An 18,395-nucleotide genomic window follows, 5' to 3' on the forward strand; every position below is an offset into this window, starting at 1 on the left:
CGCTATCGGGACACGCGCCCCACATGCGGAAAGGACCCGCACCGTTGCCGGTGCGGGTCCTTCCACGAGTCAGTGGACTCAGATGCTGTTGACGTCCAGCGGGATGCCGGGGCCGAAGGTCGTCGAGACGGCGCCCTTCATGACGTAACGGCCCTTCGAGGACGACGGCTTGAGGCGGTTGATCTCCTCGAGCGCGGTCGAGATGTTCTCGTCGAGCTGCTCCGGCGTGAACGAGGCCTTGCCGACGACGAAGTGCACGTTGGCGTGCTTGTCGACGCGGAACTCGATCTTGCCGCCCTTGATGTCGTTGACGGCCTGCGCCACGTTCGGGGTCACGGTGCCGGTCTTCGGGTTCGGCATGAGGCCACGCGGGCCGAGCACCTTACCGAGACGACCGACCTTGCCCATGAGCTCCGGGGTCGAGACGGCGGAGTCGAACGAGGTGTAGCCCTCGGCGACCTTCGCGATGAGCTCGTCGCCACCGACCTCGTCGGCACCGGCGGCGATGGCAGCCTCAACAGCCGCACCCGTCGCGAAGACGATGACGCGGGCGGTCTTGCCCGTGCCGTGCGGCAGGATGACCGTGCCGCGGACCATCTGGTCGGCCTTGCGGGGGTCCACGCCGAGCTTCAGCGCGACCTCGACCGTGGAGTCGGTCTTCGAGGAACCGGTCTCCTTGGCCAGGGCGACGGCCTCGGTCGGGGTGTAGAACTTGTCGGCCTCGATCTTCGCGGCCGCGGCCTGGTAGGCCTTGGACTTCTTCGCCATGGTGGTCTCCTTGCGAGATACGTGGTTGGCGAGCCGGCGAGGCTCTCCCACGGAAAGGTGTCTGGTGGTGGGCCGGAGCCCGATCGGTGCTTAGGCCTCGACCGTGATGCCCATCGAGCGTGCGGTGCCGGCGATGATCTTCGCGGCCTGCTCGATGTCGTTGGCGTTCAGGTCGGCCTGCTTGGTCTCGGCGATCTGACGGACCTGGTCCATCGAGATCTTCGCGACCTTGACCGTGTGCGGGGTCGAGGACCCCTTCTGCACACCAGCAGCCTTCTTGATGAGCTCAGCGGCCGGCGGGGTCTTCAGGACGAACGTGAACGAACGGTCCTCGTAGACGGTGATCTCGACCGGCACGACGTTGCCACGCTGCGACTCGGTCGCCGCGTTGTACGCCTTGCAGAACTCCATGATGTTGACGCCGTGCTGACCGAGCGCCGGACCGATCGGGGGGGCCGGGTTGGCGGCTCCCGCGTTGATCTGCAGCTTGATCAGGCCCGTGACCTTCTTCTTCGGTGCCATGACTTGTCTTCCTCCTGGAATCGAACACACGGGGATCCGTGCACTCTCCCGCTGGTCCGGCCGTTCCGGACAGCGGTGAAGGCCCGCTCGCACGAGGCGCGCGGGCCCAAACCCGTTCAGTGTAGTCGATCTCGGTGATCGCTACAGCTGGGTGGTCGTTAGAGCTTGGTGACCTGGTCGAAGCTGAGCTCGACCGGGGTCTCGCGCTCGAACAGCGAGACGAGGACGGTGAGCTTGCCGCTCTCCGGCTTGATCTCGGAGATCGAACCCGGCAGGCCCGCGAACGAGCCTTCCTTGATGGTGATCGTCTCGCCGATCTCGAAGTCGACCTCGGCTGCGGGCTGTGCCTGCAGGCCGCTGCCCTTCGCGCCGCCCTTGGTCGGGGCGGCCTCGGCGACCTGGACCAGGGACTTGAGCATGCCGAACGCCTCGTCGAAACGGAGCGGCGTCGGGTTGTGCGCGTTGCCGACGAAGCCGGTGACGCCCGGGGTGTGCCGGACGACGGACCACGAGTCCTCGTTGAGGTCCATGCGGACGAGCACGTACGAGGGGATCCGGACGCGGGTGACCAGCTTGCGCTGCCCGTTCTTGATCTCGACGACGTCCTCCATCGGGACCTCGACCTGGTAGATGTAGTCCTCCATCGACATCGAGACCATGCGGTTCTCGATGTTCGACTTCACGCGGCGCTCGAAGCCCGCGTAGGAGTGGATGACGTACCACTTGCCCGGCTTCATCCGCAGCTCGGCCTTGAAGGCCTCGTACGGGTCGACCTCGGCGGGCTCGTCGTCCTCGTCCTCGGCGTCGAGTGCCTCGTCCGCCGCGAGCGTCTCGTTCGCCTCTGCGGCGGTCTCGGACTCGAGTTCGACTTCTTCCTCGTCCTCGACTGCCTCGACGGCGGCCTCGGCCTCGTCGGTGGAGTCGATCTCGAGGGCGTCGTCCACGACGGCGTCAGCCTCGGGGTCGCGGGCTTCCTGCAGGGCCGTCAGTGCTTCGCCGAGGCCGGCGTCGACGGTGCCGTCGTCGGGCTCGGAGCTGAGGCCGAGGGACTCGTCGTCGTCGCCCTCGATCGAGATCGCACGCTCTTCAGCGGACTCGACGGAGCGTCCTTCGCCGGTCTCGACGTCGCCTTCCTGGTTCTCCTCGACCTCGGAGGACTGCTCGGCAGCCGTCGCGAGGTCGATGTCATCGCGGGAGTTGTCAGACACAGTCGATTCTTTCCGTTCGGTGGTTCGGGTCGGGGTGGCGTTCGTTCATGGTCACGAGCGACGCCGTCACGATCGACGCCGTCTCGGGCGACCGTACTCCTCGGAACGACCGCACACGGCAGTCGACGTCGGGGTCAGGCCGTGGGCCCGTTGCCGAAGACGTACCCGACGCCGAGACCGAACACGAAGTCGAGGATCGACACCAGGATCATCATGACGACGACGAACACGAGCACGACGCCCGTGTAGCTGAAGAGTTCCTTGCGGGTCGGCGTCACGACCTTGCGCAGTTCGCCGATCACCTGGCGGATGAAGAGCACGATGGCAGCGATGGGCCCGCGGCGCTCGGCCCGGTCCTGCTTCGCCTTGGCGACGACGTCGTCCGCCGTCGTCTCCATGTCTTTGCTCGCCAACTTCTACCCTTCCAGAGTTGCAGGGCGGACAGGACTCGAACCTGCAACCTGCGGTTTTGGAGACCGCTGCTCTACCAATTGAGCCACCGCCCTTCGGACACGGTTCGTCACCGATCCGCGTTCCGGTGGACGAGTCTACGGGAGTCCGTCACACGGTGTCCACTTGGCCCCTTCCACGGCGTGCCGCGCCGGTAGGCTGGCCCCGTGAGCACCGCAGCCCCAGGCCCCGAGTCCACCGCCCACGTGTCCGTCGACACCCCCGCCACCGCGCCGGTCGATCGTCCGCGCATCGCATCCCGCATCGCGGCCATCGCCGAGTCCGCGACGCTCAAGGTCGACGCGAAGGCCAAGGCACTCAAGGCCGCCGGTCGTCCGGTGATCTCGTTCGCCGCCGGCGAGCCGGACTTCGCGACCCCGCAGCACGTGGTCGACGCGGCCGTCGCTGCCGCGCAGGACCCGAAGAACCACCGCTACACGCCCGCGACCGGCCTGCCCGAACTCAAGCAGGCCATCGCCGACAAGACCGCCCGGGTGTCCGGCGTCACCGTCGAGCCGTCGCAGGTCATCGTCACGAACGGTGGCAAGCAGGCTGTCTACCAGGCGTTCCAGACCATCGTCGACGCCGGTGACGAGGTCCTGCTGCCCGCGCCGTACTGGACCACCTACCCCGAAGCCATCCGGCTGGCCGGCGGCGAGCCCGTCGAGGTCTTCGCCGGCAGCGACCAGGACTACCTGGTGACCGTCGAGCAGCTCGAGGCCGCCCGCACCCCGGCGACCAAGGCGCTGCTGTTCTGCTCGCCGTCGAACCCCACGGGCGCCGTCTACTCGGCCGAGCAGACCCGGGCCATCGGCGAGTGGGCGCTCGAGCACGGCATCTGGGTGATCAGCGACGAGATCTACCAGGACCTGGTCTACGACGGGGTCCGGTTCGCCGGCATCCTGGCCGAGGTCCCTGCCCTCGCCGACACCACGATCCTGGTGAACGGCGTCGCGAAGACCTACGCGATGACCGGCTGGCGCGTCGGGTGGTTCATCGGCCCGGCCGACGCCGTCAAGGCCGCGTCGAACCTGCAGTCGCACCTGTCGTCGAACGTCTCGAACGTGTCGCAGCGCGCCGCGATCGCCGCCCTCACCGGTCCGCAGGAGCCCGTCGCCGCCATGCGCGAGGCCTTCGACCGCCGGCGGAAGGCCATCGTCGACGGCCTCAACGCGATCCCGGGCTTCCGCACGCCGACCCCGCAGGGCGCCTTCTACGTCTACCCGGACGTCACCGCACTGCTCGGTCGCGAGTGGGCCGGCACCACCCCGACGACCACGCTCGAGCTGGCAGACCTGATCCTCGAGCACGCCGAGGTCGCGGTCGTGCCGGGTGAGGCCTTCGGCCCCTCCGGCTACCTGCGCCTGTCGTACGCGCTGGGCGACGACGACATCGCCGAGGGCGTCGCCAGACTGGCGAAGTTCTTCGCGTAGACGCTGCGCCCACGACACCTCGCGGAACGCAGAACGGGCCGCCTCGTCGAGGTGGCCCGTTCTGCGTGCCGGGAGGCCCGTGGTGCGTCGTGCTCGTCCGACCCGTCGTGCGGACGATCAGCCGAGCAGGTCCCCCACCACGACGGGTTCCGGGACGAGCGAGACACCGAAGCGGTTCAGGACCGTCACCTGCACGAACCGTGCGAGCTCGGCCACCTGCGCCGCCGTGGCACCGCCGCGGTTCGTGAGCGCGAGGGTGTGCTTGGACGAGATCGCCGCGCGGGAGCCCGGCACCGCGTACCCGCGGTGCACGCCGGCGTGCTCGATGAGCCACGCCGCACTGAGCTTGACGTCGTCGCCCGCGGACCAGCGGGGCGCGTCCGCCGGCAGGGTCTCGGCGAACGCCGGCGAGACGATGGGGTTCGTGAAGAACGACCCGGCGCTCCAGGTGTCGTGGTCGTCCCCGTCGAGCACCATGCCCTTCGAGCCGCGCAGCCGCAGGACCTCGTCGCGGACGGTCGTGGGCGGCACGAGCACACCGTGCTCGACCCCGAGCGAACCGGCGAGCTGCGCGTACAGCACGGGCACACCGCGCTCCCCCGCGATCCCGAGTCGGAACTCGACCGTCAGCACGACACCGCGCCGACCGTGCTTGAGGGTCGACGTGCGGTAGCCGAGCGCCAGCTCGGCTGCCGGGAGCCACGCGCGCTCCCCCGTGGCTGCATCGAGGAACTCGACGCGGGTGAGCACGTCGGCGAGTTCGACCCCGTAGGCGCCGATGTTCTGCACCGGGGACGCACCGACGGTGCCCGGGATGCCGCTGAGGGCCTCCAGGCCGGTCCAGCCGTTCGCGACGGTCGTGGCGACGAACGGGTCCCACGGTTCCCCCGCGGCGACGCGGACGGTGACGCCGTCGGCGTCGCGGTCGGCGTCGACGCCCGTCGTCCGGACCAGCACGACGGTGCCGTCGAAGCCCTGGTCGGCGACCAGCAGGTTGCTGCCGCCGCCGAGGACGAGCCACTCGTGGTCGTCGAAGGCGTCGAGCGCGTGGGCGACGAGCTCGTCGGTCGTCTCGGCCGTGAGCAGCCGGGTGGCGGCCCCGCCGACGCGGAGCGTCGTCAGGTCGGCCAGCACCGGCTCGGACACGGTCAGCGGAACACCACCGTGACCTGCGCCTTGCCGAGCACGGTCTGCCCGGCAGCGGTCACGGTGAGGTCGATGCGCTTCGGCCGGCCGTCCTCGTCGACGGTGCCGACCTTCGCGACGATGCCGACGGTGGCACCCTGCTCCGGGTCGACGACGACGGGGCGCGTGAAGCGGACGCCGTAGCCCGCGACCCAGCCGCTGTCGCCGAGCCACTCGGCGACCGGCTGCACGGCGATGCCCATCGTGAGCATGCCGTGGGCGAGGACACCGGGCAGGCCGACCGAGGCGGCGACGTCGTCGCGGTAGTGGATCGGGTTGAAGTCGCCCGAGGCGCCGGCGTAGCGGACGAGCGATTCGCGCGTGATGTGCACGTCGCGCTCGGCGACGACGGTGCCGACCTCGAGCGCGGTGGCGGGTGCGGCGGTCATGCGTCGTCTCCTCGGACCACGAGGGTGGAGGTCGCCGTGACGACGTGCTCCCCCTCGGCGTCGTTCATGGTGCTCTGGGCGGTGACCATCGCGTTGCCGCCGAGGGTCTTCACGCTGGTGACCGTCAGGGTGGCGGTGAGCTCGTCACCGGCGACGATCGGCCGGTCGTAGGTGAAGGACTGCTCGCCGTGGACGACGCGGGAGAAGTCGATGCCGGCGTCAGGCTCGTTCAGGAGCTGCGCGAGCGTGGCCTCCTGCACGACGACGGCGAACGTCGGGGGTGCGACCACGTCGTCGTACCCGGCGGCACGTGCGGCGTCCGGGTCGTGGTGGACGGGGTTGGTCGCGAAGACCGCACGCGAGAACTCGCGCACCTTCTCGCGGCCGACCAGGTAGGGCTGGGCCGGCGGGAACGTCCTGCCGACGAGCTCGGGGTTCACTGACACCACGGCAGTCTACCGAGGCCCGTCCGGAGGCCGGTGATCGATGAGGACGCTTCAGCTAGACTGTCTGAGACCGATTCGGGGGAATCGGGGCGTGCCGTGCGGCACGGGTTCGTTCGGGACGGGGAGGGCCGATGGACACCACGACGGAGTTCGCCGTGCACACGGGAGACCGGTGCACCGCCATGGAGGTCGCGGCCGCCGCGCTGCGCCGCACGGGCCACCACGTCGAGTCGACGGGTGGCACGATGACCGCGACGGCGGGCAGCCGGACGCTCACGATCCTGCTCGGCGCGCTCGTCCAGCCGGCCCGGGAGTACCGCCGGTACGAGCTGTCGACCGTCGTGGACGGTGCCACCACCACGATCACCCTGCGCCGGGCCGGGCACGGCACGGCCGTGTCGGGCGGCAGCATCGGAGCGAACCGGCGACGGGCCGCCTGGCAGCAGGTCACCGCCGCGGTCGAGGACGCGTTCCGTGCGGCCGGGGTGCTCGCGACGCGGACGGACACCGGCTCCCACCGCACGCAGTAGACGGGTCCGACGGCCTCCGGCGGGTGGCCGCGCGGCGCACCGCCACGGGAGCGGTCACCGGGGACCCGGCCAGCCATCTAGGTTGGGCCCGGGGCCCCGGAAAGGAACCGCCATGAGCATGGAGAGCGCAGCCTGGAGCTCGCTGTACAAGATCTCGTCCGCGCAGGGCGGCAAGCACGGGTTCTCCCGCGCGTCCGTCCGGCGGATCCTGACGTTCGCGGTGCCGTACCGGGCGAAGCTGCTGGTCTTCATCGGCCTGTCCGTCGTCGGCGCCTTCCTCGCGGTCGCGACGCCGGTCCTCGCCGGGCAGGTGGTCGACGTCATCGTCGCCCGCGGTGAGGTCGCGACGATCGTCCGGCTGGCCGTGGTCATCGCCCTGGTGGCCGTGGCCGACGCCGCCGTGTCGCTGACGACGCGGTGGTACTCGGCGCGGATCGGCGAGGGCGTGATCCTGGATCTCCGCACCGCCGTCTTCGACCACGTGCAGAAGATGCCCATCGCGTTCTTCACCCGCACCCGGACCGGTGCGCTCGTGAGCCGCCTCAACAACGACGTGATCGGCGCCCAGCAGGCCTTCAGCGGCACGCTGTCCGGCGTGGTCACGAACCTCGTGGCGCTGGTCCTCACCCTGATCGTCATGCTCAGCACCTCGTGGCTCGTGACGGTCCTCGCCGTCGTCATGCTCCCGGTCTTCCTGGTCCCCGCGCGCCGGATGGGGAGCCGTCTCGCCGCCCTGCGCCGCGAGGCCGCCGACCACAACTCCGCGATGAGCACCCAGATGACCGAGCGCTTCTCGGCACCCGGCGCCACCCTCGTCAAGCTGTTCGGCCGGCCCGACGAGGAGGCCGAGGAGTTCCGCGTGCGCGCCGCCCGGGTCCGTGACATCGGTGTCCGGACCGCGATGCTGCAGTTCGTCTTCTTCACCGCGCTCATGCTCGTCTCCGCGCTCGCCCTCGCGCTGGTCTACGGGCTCGGCGGCTTCCTCGCGCTCGCCGGCCGCCTGGACACCGGCGAGGTCGTCACCCTGGCGCTCCTGCTCACCCGGCTGTACGCCCCGCTGACGAGCCTGGCGAACGCCCGGGTCGAGATCATGAGCGCCGTGGTCAGCTTCGAGCGCGTCTTCGAGGTGCTCGACCTCGAACCACTCATCCAGGAGCAGCCCGACGCGGTCACCATCCCCGACGGCCCGGTCTCCGTCGAGTTCGACGACGTCCGGTTCGCGTACCCGTCCGCTGACAAGGTGTCGCTCGCCTCGCTCGAGGAGGTCGCGACGCTCGACACCCGCGGCGGCGAGGAGGTGCTGCACGGTCTGTCGTTCCGGATCGAACCGGGGCAGACCGTCGCCCTGGTCGGCTCGTCCGGGGCCGGCAAGTCCACGGTCGCGCAGCTGCTCTCGCGCCTGTACGACGTCGACAGCGGCGCCGTACGTCTGGCCGGGACGGACGTCCGCGACGTCACGTTCGCCTCGATGCGGCACACCCTCGGCATGGTGACGCAGGACGGCCACCTGTTCCACGAGACCATCCGCTCCAACCTGCGGTTCGCCCGGCCCGAGGCGTCCGACGACGAGGTGTGGGACGCGGTCCGCCGCGCACGGCTCGAGCCGCTGATCCGGTCCCTCCCCGACCAGCTGGACACCATGGTGGGTGAACGCGGCTACCGGCTCTCCGGGGGCGAGCGCCAGCGGATGACGATCGCCCGGCTCCTGCTCGCCCAGCCGCGCGTCGTCATCCTCGACGAGGCGACGGCGGCGCTCGACTCGACGTCCGAGGCAGCGGTGCAGGCAGCACTCGGCGAGGCGCTCGAGGGACGGACGGCGATGGTGATCGCGCACCGGCTCTCCACGATCCGCAGCGCGGACGTGATCCTGGTCGTCGAGGACGGCTCGATCGTGGAGCGGGGCACGCACGACGAACTGCTGGCCGCGGGTGGCCGGTACGAGGAGCTGCACCGCACCCAGTTCGCCGCGCAGGAGAACGTCGCGGCCGACGTGCCGGCGGCGGACTGAACGCGCGGTGGGCGGGCCCCAGCAATCGAAGTGGGGCCGGCAACAGAGAAGGCCCCCTGACCCAGGGATCCTGGACGAGAGGGCCTTGCGTGTAGCGAGGGCGGGACTTGAACCCGCGACCCCACGATTATGAGTCGTGTGCTCTAACCAACTGAGCTACCCCGCCAGAGATCCGGAGCGGCACGCGCACCGGGTCGGAGCCCCGAGTCAGGATTGAACTGACGACCCCCTCCTTACCATGGAGGTGCTCTACCACTGAGCTATCGGGGCGATGTGCCGCGAACGGCACCACACGAGGATAGCAGACCTCCGACGCTGCTCCGGAACCGGGCGAGACGCCCGGGCGTGCCGCGTCGTGGGCCGCTAGTTCGCGTTGGTCTTGAGCCACGCCAGCGGGTCCACCGGGACCCCGTCGACGTGCACCTCGAGGTGCAGGTGCGGGCCCGTGGAGTTGCCCGTGCTGCCGACGAGGCCGAGGATGTCGCCGACCTCGACGTGCTGGCCCGTGACCACCTTGAAGGAGTTGTCCTCCATGTGGCCGTAGACGCTGACGAACTGCTTGCCGTCGACGTCATGCTCGACCCAGACGTCGTTGCCGAAGCCGCCGTCGTTCGCCTGCACCTTGATGACGGTCCCGGCCGCGATGACGCCGATCGGGGTGCCCTCGCCCGGGGCGAAGTCGACGCCCATGTGGTTCGTCGAGCAGAACGAGCACCCGGCGACCTGGCGTCCGCCGAAGCCCGAGGTGATCGGGACACCGGTCAGGAACGGCCACTGGATCGTGCCGGTCGGGTCGTTCGTGAAGCTGGAGGAGTCGACGTTCGCGTACTGCGTGGCGTCCGAGACCGTGAACTGGTCACGGGCGGTCGACCCATCAGCAGCGGCACCGACCTGCATCGACTGGGTGGCACCCGAGCTGGCACGGGCCGCGGTCGAGCCGGACTCGGGCACCCAGAGCGCCTGGGCCGGCAGCGAGGTCGACACGACCAGGCCGGCCGCGAAGAGCAGGGCGCCGACCGCGGTCACACGGGAGGCCGACCGGCGGAACGACGCACCACGCTTCGGGGCCGGTGCGCTGGCGGGGGTGCTCGACCGGATGTGGCGGGTCGCCCGGTCGACCGGGGCCGTCGGCGCCGGACGACTGGTGCGACGACGCGACGCGGGGACCTGCCCGGCGACCCGACGCGGTTGCGACACCGAAGGAGCGGGAGCAGCAGGCTGCGCGGGCACGACGGGCGAAGTGGGGGCCGGCGGCGTCACGATGCGGGAGGCCGGGCGCACGGGCGACGCCGGTGCGAGGTCGATCGGCGACACGGGGGCCGCGGGGGTTCCCGGCGTGACCGCACCGATCACGTCGTCGAAGCTCGGACCCGTCGAGTCATGCGCCTCCTGCACCACGACCGCGCCCTTCGCCGCGGCCCGCTCTGCCTCGATCCGAGCGCGTCGGGTCTGGTGGACGACCGGGGTGGCGGCGTCGACGGAACCGTCGGTGGGAGCGGACGACAGAGGAGTACGGGGCATGCGTGCGGTGGCGATCCTGATCAGAGAAGGGCTCACTCGTTGGTAACGAGCAGGTAACGGGACCTGAGCACGCTAGCAGGAGACGTCGCAGGTCGCCAGTCGTGGTCATGTCCTCCCGGCAGCCCCGGACCTGGGGATCGGCGCGTCCTCAGGCCCGCACGGCTCCGAGTGCACCGGCCTCGAGTCCACGCACCAGGGCCTCGAGTTCGTCGGCGACGGCGGGGCTCGCGAAGAGGAAGGAGCGGGTCCCCCCGGCCTCCCAGATGCGGATCGCCGCGCCGGCCTCCTGCGCGACGAGGGCCCCGCCCGCCATGTCCCACGGGTTGATCCCGCGCTCGTAGTACGCGTCCACCACGCCCGCCCCGACGGCGCAGCAGTCGAGCGACGCCGCTCCCCCGCGGCGGATGTCCCGCACCTCGCCGATGAGTCCGGCCAGCACCGCGACCTGCTCCCGGCGACGGTCGGCCGTGTACCCGAACCCGGTGGCGACGAGCGTCTCGGCGAGCGAACCGGGCGTGGCGACGGACAACGGTTCCCCGTCACGGGTCGCACCCTGCCCGACCGCCGCCCGGAAGACGGTGCCCGTCGCCGGCGCCACGACGACGCCCGCGATCGGCTCCCAGGTCATCGGGTCGGGTGCTCCGCGCACGACGCCGATGCTCACGCCGTAGTCGGCGCTGCCGTACAGGTAGTTGACCGTGCCGTCGATCGGGTCCACCACCCACGTGATGCCCGAGGCGCCGGAGGCCGACCCGGACTCCTCGCCGTGGAAGGCGTCGTCCGGTCGGGCCTCGGCGATGCGGGCGCGGATGAGTGCCTCGACCTCACGGTCGGCGGCCGTGACCACGTCGACGATGCTCGACTTCCGGTCCGCGACCTCGACCCCCTCGGCGCGGCGCCGTGCGGCCAGCGCCGCTGCGTCACGGGCGATCGACTCGGCGAGGTCGGCGAACTGGGACGGGGTGAGGTCGGATGCCATGCACCCATCCTCCCGGAAACACCATCGGCCCCGTCCGCAGTGGACGGGGCCGATCAGATGGTGGCAAGTGAGGGATTCGAACCCCCGAAGGCTACGCCGGCTGATTTACAGTCAGATCCCTTTGGCCGCTTGGGTAACTTGCCATGCGCACCCAGCCGGTGTGATCACCAACCGAAGGCGCGCACAAAAGCATAGCGGATGGCTGACGGTGGTCGTGACCACCGGGAGCCGATCCGCGCGACCGGAACCGGGCCTCCCGTCCGCCGTTAGGCTGTTCCGTATGGCAGACAGTTCCTTCGACGTGGTCAGCAAGGTCGACAAGATGGAGGCGGAGAACGCCCTCAACCAGGCGGCCAAGGAGATCGAGCAGCGCTACGACTTCAAGGGCGCCGACGCCTCGGTCGCGTTCAGCGGCGAGGACGTCCTCATCAAGGCGAACTCGGAAGAGCGCGCCAAGGCCGTCCTCGACGTGCTGCAGAGCAAGGCGATCAAGCGGAACATCAGCCTGAAGAGCCTCGACGCCGGCGACCCGTACCCCTCGGGCAAGGAGTACCGCATCGAGGTGAAGTTCAAGAACGGCATCGAGCAGGACGTGGCGAAGAAGATCGGCGCGTTCCTGCGGGCCAACGCCCCGAAGACGGTGAAGAGCCAGATCCAGGGCGACGAACTCCGCGTCTCGTCGAAGAGCCGTGACGACCTGCAGAACACGATCCAGCTCCTCAAGGGTGAAGAGTTCGACGTCCCGTTGCAGTTCATCAACTTCCGCTGACCAGCGGCCCCTGCGAACGACACCCGACACCGGCACCCCGTGGAGCACTGGCTCAGCGTCGTCATCACCGTCCTGCTCGTCCTGCTGGACCTGGCGATCCGCGTCTTCTCGATCATCTACGTCCCGATCAACCGGAAGCCGCAGACCGCGACGGCGTGGCTGCTCGCGATCTTCCTCATCCCCTACATCGGCTTCATCGTCTTCCTGGTCATCGGGTCGACGAAGCTCCCCCGCGCCCGTCGCGAGAAGCAGACCGAGATCAACGCGTACATCCTCGAGCAGACCGAGGGCATCGAGCGGGTCCGCCGTGACCACCCGTGGCCCGCATGGCTCGAGAGCGTCACGCGGCTGAACCGCGAACTCGGTGCGATGCCGTTGGTCGGTGGCAACTCCGCGGAGCTCTACCCCGACTCCGAGGAGTCCATCGCCGAGATGACCCGGGCGATCGACCAGTCCCGCCGGTTCGTGCACGTCGAGTTCTACATCGCGACGCTCGACGACACCACGCGCCCGTTCTTCGAGGCGCTCGCGCGGGCGCAGGCACGGGGCGTCACCGTGCGGTTCCTGCTCGACCACTGGGCGAGCCGCGGCTACCCGGGCTACAAGGACACCCTGGCGTTCATGGACCAGGCGGGCATCGAATGGCACCTGATGCTGCCCCTCCTGCCGTTGCAGGGCAAGTTCCAGCGCCCCGACCTCCGCAACCACCGGAAGATCATGGTGATCGACGGCTCAGTCGCGTTCACCGGCTCGCAGAACCTGATCGACGCGTCGTACGACATCAAGTCCCACATCGAGAAGGGCATGGTCTACAAGGACCTGTTCGCCCGGTTCGAGGGACCGGTCGTCGCCGGGCTCAACGCCCTGTTCGTCACCGACTGGTACAGCGAGACCGACGAGCTGCTGCTGCGTGAGAGCGACCCCGTCCAGCGGGCCGACCGCGGCGATGCGCTCGACTGCCAGGTGGTGCCGTCGGGCCCGGGCTTCGACGGCGAGAACAACCTGCGCCTGTTCAACGCGCTGCTCTACTCGGCGCAGCAGAAGGTCTCGATCACGTCGCCGTACTTCGTGCCGGACGACTCGATGCTCTACGCCATCACCACGACGGCGCAGCGCGGGGTCGACGTCGAGCTGTTCGTCGGCGAGATGGGCGACCACGCCATGACCTGGCACGCGCAGCGCTCCTACTACGAGGAACTCCTGCGGGCCGGCGTGCGGATCTGGCTGTACCGGGAGCCGACGATCCTGCACGCCAAGCACTTCACGATCGACGACGAGGTGTCGGTGATCGGGTCGAGCAACATGGACATGCGCTCGTTCAGCCTGAACCTCGAGGTCTCCGTGATGGTGCGCGGTCACCGCTTCGTCGACGCCCTGCGCGAGGTGCAGGACTCCTACAAGGAGCACAGCTTCGAGCTCACGCTCGACGCGTGGGTCGACCGTCCGCGCCGGTCCAAGGTGCTCGACAACGTCGCGCGGCTCACGGCGGCGCTGCAGTAGCCGAGGCTGTCGCAGCGTCGCACCGTCGCACCGTGCGTCGTCCTCCACCCGGTGCGACCTTGGCCGCACCGTGCGTCGCGACAGCGGGGCACCCGGCGAGCAAGCCCGCGGTGAACGGACAACCCTGCACCGTGCGGTGAGCGTTCCGCGGCTCACGGCGGCGCTGCAGTAGCCGCCTGGAGGCCCGGTGCGGGTCCGCCAGGTGCGCTCAGCGCATCGGGACGAGGGACGCCACGGCCCCGACCACCCGCTCGAGCGGGCCGCGGCCGAGGAACCGCCGCCACAGCATCGCGAAGACCACCGAGCCGAGGGCGAACCAGCCCCAGGCCTCGGCCGACTCGGGGTAGCTCGGCAGCATCGCGATGACCACGAGGTGCCCCGAGTACACCGACAGCGGCATCGACCCCACGGCCGCCAGGGGGAACGCGATCCGCTCGGCGACGCGGCCGCGGCCGTCGAACACGAGCAGGCAGAGGGCGATCACCGCGACCGCCACCCCGGCCGTCCCCACCACGTCGACGACCGACGACGAGTGGTCGCGCGGGGACAGGAACAGCTGCGCGAAGGCCTGGCCGGGGGTCGAGGCCTCGCCCGCGTACGGGACCCCGGGGAACGCCAGGGCCGCATCGTCGGGCAGCGGGGCGAGGACCGACCCGGCGACGTACGCGGTGGCGGCGACCAGTGTGCCGGACGCCAGGACCAGGATCTGCCGGCCACGGTCCTCCAGGCCGGCCCGGGCGGCCGCGAGCCCCACCAGGACGTACGCCAGGAAGGTGACCACGGGGTAGACCAGGCCGAGCTGGACGCCGATCATGCCGGCGTCCGCGTAGGCCGGCGCGATCGTCAGCGCGGCGAGCGGCGACAGCACCGAGCAGAGCGCGGCGATGCCGAGCAGCGCCGCCGGGCGGACGCGGAGCACCGGGACCACGAGCAGGAACAGCACCCCGTAGGTCGGCAGGATCACGTACACGGGGGTGTCGAGCGCCATCAGGGCGAACCCGATGACGACGACCACCACGGCGCGGATCGCGAGCCGGGCACGGATGCGGCCGATGGTCGGCGGGCCCGGCGGGTCGGTGCGGCCGCTCGTCAGACCGATCGAGACGCCGGCGAGGACCGCGAACAGCGTGGACGGGCGCCCGTGGGCGACGGCGGTCCAGGTGGCCGGGTCGGTCCAGTCGAGCTGCTCCGCGATGCCGCCGATGTGTGCGGCCATCATGCCGAGCAGCGCGACCGCACGGGCCACGTCGACGCCCTGCAGCCGCATCCCCGACGCGGACGCGCCCCGCACCGCTGTGAACGGGACGGGGCGCGTGTCGGTCATGGTCGTCAGCTCGTCGGGGTGTCGACGCGTCCGAGCGAGACCTCGATCATCTCGTCGCGCGGCACCACCTTGATGCGCTCGCGCCCGTCGACCGCACCGAGCGCCTGCTCGTGGGTGTCGAGGTGGTGCCAGCCCTCGAGGTCGGTGTACTCGACGCCGCGCTCGCGGAGCAGTGCCGGGATGGCCTCGTCGGAGGGGTCCTCCGGGGTCCACCAGCTCGCCTGGTCGTTGACGATGTGCTGCACGGTCTCCATCGCGTCGGACTTCGTGTGTCCGATGAGCCCGACGGGACCACGCTTGATCCAGCCGGTGGCGTACACCCCGGGGATCTGCTGGTTGTCGTCGTCGAGGACCTGGCCCTCGTGGTTCGGGATGACACCGTGGCGCTCGTCGAACGGCACACCGGGCAGCGGGGAACCGAAGTACCCGACCGCGCGGTAGGCGGCCTGGATCGGGATCTCGCGGATCTCGCCGGTGCCCTCGACGCCGCCCTCGCCGTTCGGACGGGTGCGCTCGTAGCGGATGGCGGTCAGCTTGCCCTGCTCGTCGCCGACGAACTCGATCGGCTTCGCGTAGAAGTGCAGGTGGAGCCGGCGGCTGGCCTGGCCGACCTCGCGCGTGCGCCACTGCTCGAGGACACGGTTGATCACCATGACCTGCTTGTTCGTCGCGATCGCGGTCTTCGATGCCTCGTCGTGGTCGAAGTCCTCGTCGTAGACCACCATGTCGACGTCACGGACCTCGCCGAGCTCGCGCAGCTCGAGCGGCGTGAACTTCACCTGCGCCGGACCACGGCGGCCGAAGACGTGCACGTCCGTGACGGGCGAGGCCTTGAGGCCCTCGTACACGTTCGCGGGGATCTCGGTTGGCAGCAGGTCGTCGGCGTGCTTCGCCAGGATGCGCGAGACGTCGAGGGCGACGTTGCCGACGCCGATGACCGCGACGCTCTCGGCGTTCAGCGGCCAGGTGCGCGGGACGTCGGGGTGGCCGTCGAACCAGCTCACGAACTCGGCGGCGCCGTACGAGCCGTCGAGGTCGACACCGGGGATGTCGAGGTCGGCGTCCTTGATCGCGCCGGTCGAGAACACGACCGCGTTGTAGTGCTTCTTGAGGTCCTCGAGGGTGATGTCCTCGCCGTAGCGGACGTTGCCGAACAGCCGGACCACCCCGCGGTCGAGGACGTCGCGCAGGGCGTTGATGATGCCCTTGATGCGCGGGTGGTCGGGTGCGACGCCGTACCGGACCAGACCGTAGGGCGCGGGGAGCTGCTCGAACAGGTCGATCGACACGTCGTAGCCGTGGGCCTCGCGCAGCAGGATGTCCGCGGCGTAGATGCCGGCCGGGCCGGCGCCGACGATGGCGAGTCGGAGGGTGGGCACTGATCGTCTCCAGTTCGTTCGGGTGGGGGTTCCCGGGGGGCCTCCCGACCGGGCCGCAGTGCGTGCGCCGTCGGGAGGGGTGTTCAGCGGCTTCGGTCGACGACGGAGTCCGCGAAGCGGGTGAGTGCCCGTTTCACGGTGCCGTCGGGGAGCGGGGCGAGGGCGGCGACGGCTTCGCGGGCCCAGGCGACGGCGACGGCTCGGGTCGCCGCGGTGGCCTCGTGCTCGCGGAGCGCGGCGACGGCCGACTGGTACGGCGCGGAGTCGACCACGTCGTCGGGCGCACCGTTGACGTCGCGCTCGATGCGCTCGACCAGGTGCTGCGCGGACGGATCCATCGAGGCCATCCGGCGCAGCTGCAGGACCGGCAGCGTGTCCACGCCGGCGCGCAGGTCGTTGCCGGCGATCTTGCCGGTCTTGTCCGTCGCGGGGGCGAGGTCGATGACGTCGTCGACGAGCTGGAAGGCCACGCCGACCTTCTCGCCGAAGGTACCGACGGCGTCCAGGTAGGCGCGGTCGGCACCGGAGAACATCACGCCGGCGCGGGCGGCGGTGGCGATGAGCGAGCCGGTCTTGTCGCTGAGCACCTGGATGTAGTGCTCGAGCGGGTCGTCGTCCGGCTGCGGCCCCGTGGTCTCGTGCAGCTGCCCCATGCAGAGGCGCTGGAAGGTCTCGGCCTGCATCCGGATGCCCTCGGTGCCGAGGTCGGCCGTGATCAGGCTGGCGCGGGCGAAGAGCAGGTCGCCGGTGAGGATCGCCACGTTGTTGCCGTAGGTGATCTGCGCGGCGGGGACCCCGCGTCGCACGGGCGCTTCGTCCATGACGTCGTCGTGGTACAGCGACGCCAGGTGCGTGGTCTCGATGCTCACCGCGGCCTTGACCACGGCGTCGGTCACGCCGTCACCGAGCTGGGCGATGAGGAGCGTCAGGGTCGGACGGATGCGCTTGCCACCGGCGGACAGCAGGTACCGGCTGGTGGTGTCGGCGAGGGTGTCGGTGGAGCGCATGGCGTCCTCGAGCCCCTGCTCGACGAGTTCGAGCCCGTCGTCGACCGCGGAGATGAAGCGTCGGTCGGCAGGCGTGGCGAACAACCGCTCGCCGATGCCCAGCGATGCGCGCAGGCTCGGCGCGCGACGTGCGACCGGGACGCTCGGATTCAAGTGCTGCTCCGTCTTCGGGGGTGATGACCGGTCAGTCGGCGGCCGGGTCGACGCGCGGCTGCTCGCCGGTGTTCTGGTGGTCACGGCGGGCCTTCGCGCGCCGTGCCGCGGACTCGCGCACCGTGTCGGCGACGGGCTTGCGGCCACGGTGCAGTGCGACGATACCGGCCGTCAGGTTGCGGTAGGCGACCACCGAGAAGCCGACACCGCGGAGCCACTGGGTGAGCACCTGCTGGTCGGGCCACGCGTCGATCGACTCGGCGAGGTAGCGGTAGGCGGCCGGGTTGCTGCTCGAGAGCCGCGCGATGCCCGGGAGCACGCGCTTCAGGTAGGTGCCGTAGCCGAGGCGCAGCAGGGCGCGGGGCGGCGTCGAGAACTCACAGATGACGACGCGGCCACCGGGCTTCAGGACGCGCAGCATCTCGGCGAGCGCCTGCTTGGGGTCGTTCACGTTGCGCAGCCCGAACGAGATCGTGACGGCGTCGAACGTGTCGTCGTCGAAGGGCAGCTGCTCGGCGTTGCCCTCGACGAAGGTGATCTCGGGGTGGCGTTCGCGGCCGACGGCGATCATGCCGGCGGACAGGTCGAGCGCGGTGACCTCGGCGCCCTTCTTGGCGAAGGCCGCTGCACTGGTCCCGGTGCCCGCGGCGATGTCGAGGACCTTCTCGCCGGGCTGCGGGTCGACCGCGCGGACCGTCGCGACACGCCACAGCGGGGCGTTGCCCGCCGACAGGATGTCGTTCGTGAGGTCGTACTTGGCCGCGACGTCGTCGAACATCGCCGCCACCTCGTCCGGGCGCTTGTTCAGGTCCGCTCTGCTCACA

At 70.4% G+C, this 18,395-nt stretch carries 18 protein-coding genes and 4 tRNA genes; 5 read left to right on the forward strand and 17 right to left on the reverse strand.

Going from position 1 to position 18,395, the window contains the following annotated elements:
• Nucleotides 1-78: 78 nt before the first annotated feature.
• From rplA to DEJ06_RS00850, 5 genes are all read right to left on the reverse strand, one after another.
• On the reverse strand, nt 79-768 hold the full coding sequence (gene rplA, locus DEJ06_RS00830; protein WP_111038096.1) for a 50S ribosomal protein L1: 690 nt from the start codon (nt 766-768) through the stop codon (nt 79-81).
• 90 nt (nt 769-858) lie between these two features.
• The gene (rplK, locus tag DEJ06_RS00835) at nt 859-1,290 is read right to left on the reverse strand and encodes a 50S ribosomal protein L11 (protein ID WP_017888638.1); all 432 of its coding nucleotides are present in this window, start codon (nt 1,288-1,290) and stop codon (nt 859-861) included.
• Nucleotides 1,291-1,448: 158 nt separating this feature from the next.
• Complete coding sequence (gene nusG, locus DEJ06_RS00840) at nt 1,449-2,498, reverse strand: transcription termination/antitermination protein NusG (protein ID WP_111038097.1); 1,050 nt, start codon at nt 2,496-2,498, stop codon at nt 1,449-1,451.
• A 134-nt stretch (nt 2,499-2,632) separates the two neighbouring features.
• The gene (secE, locus tag DEJ06_RS00845; RefSeq protein ID WP_371830607.1) at nt 2,633-2,896 is read right to left on the reverse strand and encodes a preprotein translocase subunit SecE; all 264 of its coding nucleotides are present in this window, start codon (nt 2,894-2,896) and stop codon (nt 2,633-2,635) included.
• 35 nt (nt 2,897-2,931) lie between these two features.
• Nucleotides 2,932-3,004, reverse strand: a tRNA-Trp gene (locus DEJ06_RS00850).
• A 150-nt stretch (nt 3,005-3,154) separates the two neighbouring features.
• Between DEJ06_RS00850 and DEJ06_RS00855 the strand changes: the two genes are divergently transcribed.
• Entirely contained in the window at nt 3,155-4,381 is a 1,227-nt protein-coding gene (locus DEJ06_RS00855; RefSeq protein WP_111038098.1) for a pyridoxal phosphate-dependent aminotransferase, read from the forward strand.
• A 117-nt stretch (nt 4,382-4,498) separates the two neighbouring features.
• Here the strand turns inward: DEJ06_RS00855 and DEJ06_RS00860 are convergent, their stop codons facing one another.
• From DEJ06_RS00860 to DEJ06_RS00870, 3 genes are read right to left on the reverse strand one after another with little or no spacing between them, the layout of a single operon-like run.
• Complete coding sequence (locus tag DEJ06_RS00860; protein WP_111038099.1) at nt 4,499-5,527, reverse strand: UDP-N-acetylmuramate dehydrogenase; 1,029 nt, start codon at nt 5,525-5,527, stop codon at nt 4,499-4,501.
• 2 nt (nt 5,528-5,529) lie between these two features.
• Nucleotides 5,530-5,955 (reverse strand): MaoC/PaaZ C-terminal domain-containing protein, encoded by a 426-nt coding sequence (locus DEJ06_RS00865; RefSeq protein ID WP_111038100.1) that lies wholly within the window; start codon nt 5,953-5,955, stop codon nt 5,530-5,532.
• The gene (locus DEJ06_RS00870; protein WP_084741396.1) at nt 5,952-6,401 is read right to left on the reverse strand and encodes a MaoC family dehydratase N-terminal domain-containing protein; all 450 of its coding nucleotides are present in this window, start codon (nt 6,399-6,401) and stop codon (nt 5,952-5,954) included. Before DEJ06_RS00870 ends, DEJ06_RS00865 begins: the two co-directional genes overlap by 4 nt.
• A 131-nt stretch (nt 6,402-6,532) precedes the next feature.
• Here DEJ06_RS00870 and DEJ06_RS00875 point away from each other — a divergent pair, with 131 nt between their 5' ends.
• Both DEJ06_RS00875 and DEJ06_RS00880 read left to right on the forward strand, forming a co-directional pair.
• Entirely contained in the window at nt 6,533-6,931 is a 399-nt protein-coding gene (locus DEJ06_RS00875) for a hypothetical protein (protein ID WP_071406316.1), read from the forward strand.
• 112 nt (nt 6,932-7,043) lie between these two features.
• A complete protein-coding gene (locus tag DEJ06_RS00880; RefSeq protein ID WP_111038101.1) occupies nt 7,044-8,939 on the forward strand; it encodes an ABC transporter ATP-binding protein in 1,896 nt (631 codons plus the stop codon).
• 92 nt (nt 8,940-9,031) lie between these two features.
• Here DEJ06_RS00880 and DEJ06_RS00885 read toward each other — a convergent pair.
• From DEJ06_RS00885 to DEJ06_RS00905, 5 genes are all read right to left on the reverse strand, one after another.
• Nucleotides 9,032-9,105, reverse strand: a tRNA-Met gene (locus tag DEJ06_RS00885).
• A gap of 32 nt (nt 9,106-9,137) precedes the next feature.
• Nucleotides 9,138-9,209, reverse strand: a tRNA-Thr gene (locus tag DEJ06_RS00890).
• Between the two features lie 93 nt (nt 9,210-9,302).
• Entirely contained in the window at nt 9,303-10,460 is a 1,158-nt protein-coding gene (locus tag DEJ06_RS00895) for a M23 family metallopeptidase (protein WP_111038102.1), read from the reverse strand.
• Nucleotides 10,461-10,608: 148 nt separating this feature from the next.
• A complete protein-coding gene (locus tag DEJ06_RS00900; protein ID WP_111038103.1) occupies nt 10,609-11,439 on the reverse strand; it encodes an inositol monophosphatase family protein in 831 nt (276 codons plus the stop codon).
• 58 nt (nt 11,440-11,497) lie between these two features.
• Nucleotides 11,498-11,582: transfer RNA gene (locus DEJ06_RS00905), tRNA-Tyr, on the reverse strand.
• A 137-nt stretch (nt 11,583-11,719) separates the two neighbouring features.
• Here DEJ06_RS00905 and DEJ06_RS00910 point away from each other — a divergent pair.
• Nucleotides 11,720-12,208, forward strand: a complete 489-nt coding sequence (locus tag DEJ06_RS00910; RefSeq protein WP_017888627.1) for a YajQ family cyclic di-GMP-binding protein — start codon at nt 11,720-11,722, stop codon at nt 12,206-12,208.
• A 39-nt stretch (nt 12,209-12,247) separates the two neighbouring features.
• On the forward strand, nt 12,248-13,708 hold the full coding sequence (cls, locus tag DEJ06_RS00915; protein WP_111029385.1) for a cardiolipin synthase: 1,461 nt from the start codon (nt 12,248-12,250) through the stop codon (nt 13,706-13,708).
• Between the two features lie 208 nt (nt 13,709-13,916).
• On the opposite strand, the gene DEJ06_RS00920 is transcribed toward cls, so the two are convergent.
• The 4 genes from DEJ06_RS00920 to DEJ06_RS00935 all read right to left on the reverse strand — a co-directional run bounded on the left by DEJ06_RS00920 (nt 13,917) and on the right by DEJ06_RS00935 (nt 18,394).
• On the reverse strand, nt 13,917-15,032 hold the full coding sequence (locus DEJ06_RS00920) for a heparan-alpha-glucosaminide N-acetyltransferase domain-containing protein (RefSeq protein ID WP_111038104.1): 1,116 nt from the start codon (nt 15,030-15,032) through the stop codon (nt 13,917-13,919).
• A 5-nt stretch (nt 15,033-15,037) separates the two neighbouring features.
• Nucleotides 15,038-16,411: an FAD-dependent oxidoreductase gene (locus DEJ06_RS00925; RefSeq protein WP_110863405.1), complete on the reverse strand. Its 1,374-nt coding sequence runs from the start codon at nt 16,409-16,411 to the stop codon at nt 15,038-15,040.
• Between the two features lie 83 nt (nt 16,412-16,494).
• Nucleotides 16,495-17,571, reverse strand: coding sequence for a polyprenyl synthetase family protein (locus DEJ06_RS00930; protein WP_111038105.1), 1,077 nt, complete (start codon nt 17,569-17,571; stop codon nt 16,495-16,497).
• A 31-nt stretch (nt 17,572-17,602) separates the two neighbouring features.
• Nucleotides 17,603-18,394, reverse strand: coding sequence for a demethylmenaquinone methyltransferase (locus tag DEJ06_RS00935; RefSeq protein ID WP_071406309.1), 792 nt, complete (start codon nt 18,392-18,394; stop codon nt 17,603-17,605).
• Nucleotide 18,395: the final 1 nt, after the last annotated feature.

The organism is Curtobacterium sp. MCLR17_051 (genome assembly GCF_003234395.1).
Lineage (GTDB): Bacteria > Actinomycetota > Actinomycetes > Actinomycetales > Microbacteriaceae > Curtobacterium > Curtobacterium flaccumfaciens.

Excerpts from the sequence above, each read along its gene's own strand:
- rplA (WP_111038096.1), bottom strand. The coding sequence starts at position 768 with ATGGCGAAGAAGTCCAAGGCCTACCAGGCCGCGGCCGCGAAGATCGAG.
- rplK (WP_017888638.1), bottom strand. The coding sequence starts at position 1,290 with ATGGCACCGAAGAAGAAGGTCACGGGCCTGATCAAGCTGCAGATCAAC.
- secE (WP_371830607.1), bottom strand. The coding sequence starts at position 2,896 with ATGGAGACGACGGCGGACGACGTCGTCGCCAAGGCGAAGCAGGACCGG.
- DEJ06_RS00865 (WP_111038100.1), bottom strand. The coding sequence starts at position 5,955 with ATGACCGCCGCACCCGCCACCGCGCTCGAGGTCGGCACCGTCGTCGCC.
- DEJ06_RS00875 (WP_071406316.1), top strand. The coding sequence starts at position 6,533 with ATGGACACCACGACGGAGTTCGCCGTGCACACGGGAGACCGGTGCACC.
- DEJ06_RS00880 (WP_111038101.1), top strand. The coding sequence starts at position 7,044 with ATGAGCATGGAGAGCGCAGCCTGGAGCTCGCTGTACAAGATCTCGTCC.
- DEJ06_RS00895 (WP_111038102.1), bottom strand. The coding sequence starts at position 10,460 with ATGCCCCGTACTCCTCTGTCGTCCGCTCCCACCGACGGTTCCGTCGAC.
- DEJ06_RS00900 (WP_111038103.1), bottom strand. The coding sequence starts at position 11,439 with ATGGCATCCGACCTCACCCCGTCCCAGTTCGCCGACCTCGCCGAGTCG.
- DEJ06_RS00910 (WP_017888627.1), top strand. The coding sequence starts at position 11,720 with ATGGCAGACAGTTCCTTCGACGTGGTCAGCAAGGTCGACAAGATGGAG.
- DEJ06_RS00920 (WP_111038104.1), bottom strand. The coding sequence starts at position 15,032 with ATGACCGACACGCGCCCCGTCCCGTTCACAGCGGTGCGGGGCGCGTCC.